Origin of the sequence: Halogeometricum sp. CBA1124, from assembly GCF_009741955.1 — an archaeon.
Taxonomy (GTDB): Archaea; Halobacteriota; Halobacteria; order Halobacteriales; family Haloferacaceae; genus Halogeometricum; species Halogeometricum rufum.
The window spans coordinates 35,227-41,395 of the sequence record NZ_WPCD01000016.1 but is presented as its reverse complement, the minus strand read 5'-3'; the positions used below and the strand labels follow the sequence as shown (position 1 = coordinate 41,395).

Sequence of the window (6,169 nt, the reverse complement as noted above, 5' to 3'; positions counted from 1 at the left end):
CGACCCCGACCACGTCGCGGCGGCCCTCGACGTCCTCGGCGACGTGGTCGAGTCGGTGTCCGCCCGCGCCGAGGCGTGAGGGCGAACCGGAGCGACGAGAGCGGTCGCGGTCGGTCTCGACCGTTCGCTCAGGCGATGGCGTCGGCGAGCATCTCGACGGGGTGCGGCGGTTCGCCCTCCGTCTCGCCCTCTCTCTCGGCGAGTTGCGACCGGCAGGACGCGCCGGGGGCGACCACCGTGTCGCCGCCGGCGGCGTCCACCTGGTCGTAGAGGTTCTGGGCGATGGCCTTCGACATCGAGTAGTGTTCGGCCTCGTAGCCGAACGACCCCGCCATCCCGCAGCACGTGGAGTCGAGTGGCTCGACGCGGTAGCCCGCCCGGCGCAGGACGCCGACGGCGTGGTGGTCCTTCTTCGTGGACTTCTGGTGGCAGTGGCCGTGGTACGTCAGCGACAGCGACGGTCCGCCGGTCTCCACCACGTCGCGTTCGAGCAGTCGGAACGTGTCGAAGTACTCCATCACGCCGTACGTGTTCGCCGCCACCGTCTCCACGTCCTCGCCGGACAGGAGGTCCAGGTAGTCGTGCTGGAACATCACCGCGTCGGACGGTTCGACGACGACCACGTCCCAGTCCTCGGCGGCGAGAGGGGCGAGTGCTTCGACGTTCTGGGCCGCCTGTTCGCGGGCGCGGTCGACGAACCCCTTCGAGTGCGGCGGTCGGCCCGACCCGGTGACGCCGTCGGGGATGCGGACGTGGACGCCCGCGGCTTCGAGGGCGCGGACGGCGGCCTTCCCCGCCTCGGGGTGGTTGTAGTTCGTGTACGTGTCGGGGAACAGCAGCACCTTCGACTCCGCCTGCGCCTCCGGGATGCCCGCCCGGCCGCGCGACTCGAACCAGTCGACGAACGACTCGCGGTGGAACTCGGGCAACTCCCGGTCGGCGGCGATGCCCAGCGTCTTCTCCATGGCGAGGCGCGCGCCGGGCACCTTCGAGGCGAGGTTCGAGAGCGGGGCGAACGCGCTCCCGAGTTTCGACAGCGAGTCGATGTTGGCGAACAGCCTGTCGCGGAGGCTCGACCCGTTCCGCTGGTGGTACTCGTGGGTCACCTCCGCCTTCATCTTCGCCATGTCGACCCCGCTGGGACAGTCCTTCAGACAGCCCTTACAGCCGATGCAGAGGTCCATCACCTCCTCGACGAACTCGTCTTCGAACTGCGCTTCGGGCTCCAGGTCGCCGCTCATCGCCTGCCGGAGCATGTTCGACCGCCCGCGCGTCGAGAGCATCTCCTCCTCCTCGGCGCGGAACGTCGGGCACATCACGCCGCCCGTCGTCTCCTGCGGGCCGCGACAGCCCGCACAGCCGTGACAGAGTTCGACCATCCCCTGGAAGCCGTTCTCGTTCTCCCAGTTCAGCGCGGGGTCGAACCCGGCGTCGAAGTCGTAGTCGGGCGAGAACCGCAGGTGCTCGGTCATGTCGTGCGCCGTCGCCCCGCCGGCGTCCTCGGGGCGTTCCTCGTCGTCCTGATAGCCGCAGACGTTCCCCGGGTTCAGGAGCCAGTCGGGGTCGAACGCCGTCTTCAGGTCGCGGAACGTCGCCCACAGGTCGTCGCCGTACAGCTTTCGGTTCCACTGGGTTCGGGCGCGGCCGTCGCCGTGTTCGCCCGAGACGCTACCGCCGTACTTCACCACGAGGTCCGTCGCTCGGTCGGCGATGGCCTCGTACGTCTCCAGCCCCTCCACCGTCTTCGTGTTCACCAGCGGGCGGATGTGCAGGACGCCCGGACCGGCGTGAGCGTAGTAGGAGGCGAACGTGCCCTCGTCCTCCAGGATGTCCTGGAAGTCCGCGACGAACTCCGGGAGGTTCGCCGCCGGGATGGCCGTGTCCTCGATGTAGGCGATGTGCTTGTCGTCGGTCGTCCGCGAGAGGAGGATGGGTAGCCCGGACTTGCGCATCTTCCAGAACTTCGCGCGCGTGTCGGCGTCGTACGCCTCCATCGCGGCGACGGCGGTGTGCGGTTTCTCCGTCGTCGCCGACGCCCCGTCCGTGGGGTCGGCCTCGCTGTCGCCGCCCGGGACGCGGTCGGCGATGAGGTCGGCCACCTGCTGGCGGCCGTGGTCGTCGTCGTCGGCGTAGAACTCCACGAGGAGGACCGAGTCCGTCCCGTCGGGGAGCATCCCGACCACCTCCTCGAACTCCGGCGTCTGCCGGGCCAAGTCGAGCAACACGTCGTCCATCACCTCGACCGCGGCCGGGCCGTGTTCGAGGATGGGCTCCACGTCCTCCATCGCGTCCAGCACGTCGTCGTACGTGAGGAGGGCGACGGCGGCCGTGTTCGGGACGGGTTCCAGCGACACCGTCGCCTCGGTGACGATGCCGAGCGTCCCCTCCGACCCGGCGAGGAGTCGCGCGAGGTTCACCGTCCCCGGTTCGCTGTCGGGGTCGACGCCCGAGTCGTCGGGCAGGCGGCGTTCGCCGCGCATCTCGTCCACCAGCATGTCGAGGTTGTAGCCCGAGACGTTGCGCTTCAGGTCGGGGTAGCGCTCGGCTATCTCGTCGGCCTCCTCGTCGAGGACGCGCGCGACTTCGGCGTAGATTCGCTCCTCCAGCGACCCCTCGGGGTCGCCCGTCTCACGGAGCGTCTCAACCGCCATCTCGCCGAACGTCGCCACCGACCCGTCGGCGAGGACGACTTCGACCGACTCGAGGTAGTAGTCGGTCTTGCCGTACTTCAGCGAGTGCGCGCCGGTGGAGTTGTTGCCGATGGCGCCGCCGAGCGCCGACTTGTCGCCCCACGCCGGGTCGGGCGCGAACTTCAGCCCGTGCGGTTCGAGTTCGGCGTTCAGGTCGCCCAGTCGGACGCCCGCCTGCGCCGTCGCCGTCTCGGCCTCCGGGTCCACGTCGCGGAGGCCGTCCATGTGCTTCATCAGGTCGAGTACGACGGCCTCGTTGACCGCCTGCCCGGCGAGACTCGTCCCGCCGCCGCGGGGGAGGACCGGAATCTCTCGCTCCGCGCAGTACTCCATCACCGCGACGACGTCGTCCGTCGACTCCGGCATGACGACGCCGAGCGGCGTCTGTTCGTACGCCGAGGCGTCCGTCGCGTACAGTTGACGCGAGTACGTGTCGAACCGCACGTCGCCGTCGACGAGCGATTCGAGGTCCGAGACCAGTGCCGGACGCGCCACGTCGTCGCTGGCGTAGTCGTAGTTCGCGTCGCCGTCGACGGCGGGGTCGGCGGTGTGTTCACGAGAGTTCGATGCCATGTGTGAGTTGTCCTCTAAGTCGAGTGGTGTGAGTCAAATAAAGACACCCGTAGCGGGTAGTTCGTCTGGTTCGGTCGGCGTGCGGTGCGGCGGTCGTCGTTCGACGGGCCGTCGGCGGACGCGACGGCGTCCGGCGGGTCGCCGGCTCAGAACGTCCCCGGGAACAGCACGTAACTGAACAGGAGTGCCAGGAGGCCCGTCGCCGTCCCGTAGTAGACCAGCGGGATGAGTTCGAGGCGGATGACCCGCCCCTCCTCGCCGACGAGGCCGACGACCGCGAGGGCGGCCACGACGTTGTGGACGGCGATGAGGTTGCCGATGGCGCCGCCGACGGCCTGCGCCCCGAGCATTATCGTTCGCGGCGTGCCGATCTGTTCGGCGACGCCGTACTGGAACGTGCCGAACAGGATGTCAGACACCGTGTTCGACCCCGCGAGGAACGCGCCGAACGCGCCGACGTAGGCCGCGAAGAACGGATAGACGCCGCCCGCGACGTTCGCCATCCCCTCCGAGAGGACGATGAGCATGCTGTCGGTGCCCGTCGCGGCCCCCGACTGGAGCATTATCTGCACCGTCGCGACGGCGAACAGCAACGCGATGACGGCCGGCGCGACTTTCTCTATCGTCTCCGTCCACGCCGCCTTGACCTCGCCGCCGTCCATGCCGTGGAGCGGAATCGTCAGCAGGTGGACGGCGACGAACACCGCGCCCGGCAGGTACAGCAGGGCGAAGTCGTTCGTGAGTCCCGTTCCGAGGATGCTGTCCCCGGTGAAGGGGAGCCCCGACCAGGTGATGGTGAACACGTCCATCGTGACGAACGCGTTCACGGGGTCGAAGGCGCGCGTCACGACGAGCAACGCCGCGACGAGCACGTACGGCGTCCACGCCTTCCACAGCGGCATCGACGCGGTGGGGACGCTCGACTGCACCGCCCCGCCGTCGGCGGCGATGGCCCCGTCGTCGGACGTGGTCTCGCCGGGTTCGATGTCGCCGACCCAGTGGTCCGGCCACGCCGCCTCCGGGCCGAAGTCCCACTCCTCGTCGGGGTGGAAGAAGCCCGCCTGTAGCGCGCCGACCACCACGACCAGTCCGACCATCGCCCCGAGGAGGCCGGGGAACTCGGGTCCGAGGAACCAGGCGGTCAGGAAGTACGGCACCGAGAACGCGGCCCACGCGAACAGCGTGAGCGGCAGGACTTCGAGAGCGGGCTTGATGGACCGCTCCTCGCCGAAGAACCGCGTCATCATCGCCACGCCGATGAACGGCAGGCCGATGCCGACGATGACGTGGTACCCCGCGGCCCACACCGCGATGTCCGCCACCCACGCGGCGATGCTGGCGTAGGGACCGTTGGCGACGACGTCGGCGGTGATGGTGTCGACGCTCTCGAAGATGTCTATCATCCCGATGATGAGCGGCGTCCCGACGGCGCCGAACGTGATGGCCATCAGGTTGCCCGTCAGGGCGATGACCACCGCTGCGAGGGGCGGGAAGCCCAGGCCGACGAGCAGCGGACCGACGATGGCCGCGGGCGTCCCGAAGCCGGCGGCGCCCTCGATGAACGACCCCATCAGGAAGACGAGCAAGACCACCTGCACCCGGCGGTCCTCGCTCACCGAGGCGAAGCCGGCGTTGATGGCGTCGAACGCGCCCGTCTGCTTGAGCGTGTACAGGAGGAGTATCGCCCCGAAGACGATGTAGAGGATGTTCGCCGCGGTGATGAAGCCGTTTATCGTCGCGGCGGCGATCCAGGTCCCGTTCATCCCCCACCCGACGACGCCCGCGGCGATGGCGACCAGCCACGCCACCGGCATGGCCCGCGTCGCAGGCCAGTAGAAGCCGACCATGAGGACGGCTATCGTCAGAAGCGGGAGCAACGAGACGAGGATCTCCATCGTGCTAGCCATGAGTTACCCCCTCTCGCGTCTCGCCGAGCGATTCGATTCCAGATTCGTGCCTGATGCGGTGCATCGTGGCATATCGAACCCAGTTATTGTGATATATATCTATCGTTAATTACGAAAACTGCCCAACCGGTGACGCGGCCAGTTCACTCGTGTGTAGGTGGTTTCACGGTGGGTTAAAGACCGTACGGAGCGTCAAAAAGGCGGATTCGGCGGCTCTCGGGCGGTCTCGCCTCCGGCGGCCGCGGACCGGCGCGCCGTCCTCTACATTCGTGTATCGTGGCTGTCCACACGTGTGTCGTGGCGATGCTCACGTGTGCAAAGGCTTATTCTGTCGTGTGTAGAGGTCGAACCATGGACGAGGAGGCTCGCGCGCGCCCCCGGAACGAGCACGGTCAGTACGTGGACCGCATTCCGCTGGACCGCGTGCTCGCCGTCTTCGAAGCGCGCGAGGACCGCGCGCGACCGCTCACCGCCTCGGACGTGATGGAGGCGCTGGACTGTTCGCGTCGGACGGCGCACAACAAACTGAACGAACTCGAAGCGCGCGGTGACCTCGCCACCCGGAAGGTCGGGGCGCGCTCCCGCGTCTGGTGGGTGCCGATGACGGGAGGGGCGTCGGAGTCGTCGACGACGGCGTCCGAGACGGCCGAGGAGGACGCCGTAGCGGTGTCGGAGGACCCCGATTCGGTCCCCGACCGTCGCCCCGCCGTCTCGAACGCCATCGCGGACGCAGACCTGCCGGGGAGTGGACCGATGCTCGACGCCCGCCGCGAGGCGTTGTCCGCGGCGTACGAGTACCTCGCCGACCACCCGGAGGCGAAGAAGGCCGACTTCCTGCGCGACGTCTACCACGACTACCCCGCGGGGTTCGAGTCGGCGGAGGGGTGGTGGAACGCCATCCAACCCGCGCTGAAGCAACTGCCCGGAGTCGACCCGCCGGAGGAACGGGGGCACATCTGGCACTTCCTCGGGGGCTGACCGACGCCCGACTCCCTCGGC

Annotated in this window: 3 protein-coding genes; 1 reads left to right on the top strand and 2 read right to left on the bottom strand. The window is 68.6% G+C overall.

What is annotated here, in order from left to right:
* Positions 1-128: 128 nt before the first annotated feature.
* Positions 129-3,263 (bottom strand): FAD-binding and (Fe-S)-binding domain-containing protein, encoded by a 3,135-nt coding sequence (locus GJ632_RS04160; protein ID WP_191452171.1) that lies wholly within the window; start codon positions 3,261-3,263, stop codon positions 129-131.
* Positions 3,264-3,409: 146 nt separating this feature from the next.
* A complete protein-coding gene (locus GJ632_RS04155) occupies positions 3,410-5,170 on the bottom strand; it encodes an L-lactate permease (protein ID WP_191452170.1) in 1,761 nt (586 codons plus the stop codon).
* 351 nt (positions 5,171-5,521) lie between these two features.
* Between GJ632_RS04155 and GJ632_RS04150 the strand changes: the two genes are divergently transcribed.
* Positions 5,522-6,148, top strand: coding sequence for an HTH domain-containing protein (locus GJ632_RS04150; RefSeq protein ID WP_191452169.1), 627 nt, complete (start codon positions 5,522-5,524; stop codon positions 6,146-6,148).
* Positions 6,149-6,169: the final 21 nt, after the last annotated feature.

Coding starts and splice junctions, on each gene's coding strand:
- GJ632_RS04160 (WP_191452171.1), bottom strand. CDS start 3,263: ATGGCATCGAACTCTCGTGAACACACCGCCGACCCCGCCGTCGACGGC.
- GJ632_RS04155 (WP_191452170.1), bottom strand. CDS start 5,170: ATGGCTAGCACGATGGAGATCCTCGTCTCGTTGCTCCCGCTTCTGACG.
- GJ632_RS04150 (WP_191452169.1), top strand. CDS start 5,522: ATGGACGAGGAGGCTCGCGCGCGCCCCCGGAACGAGCACGGTCAGTAC.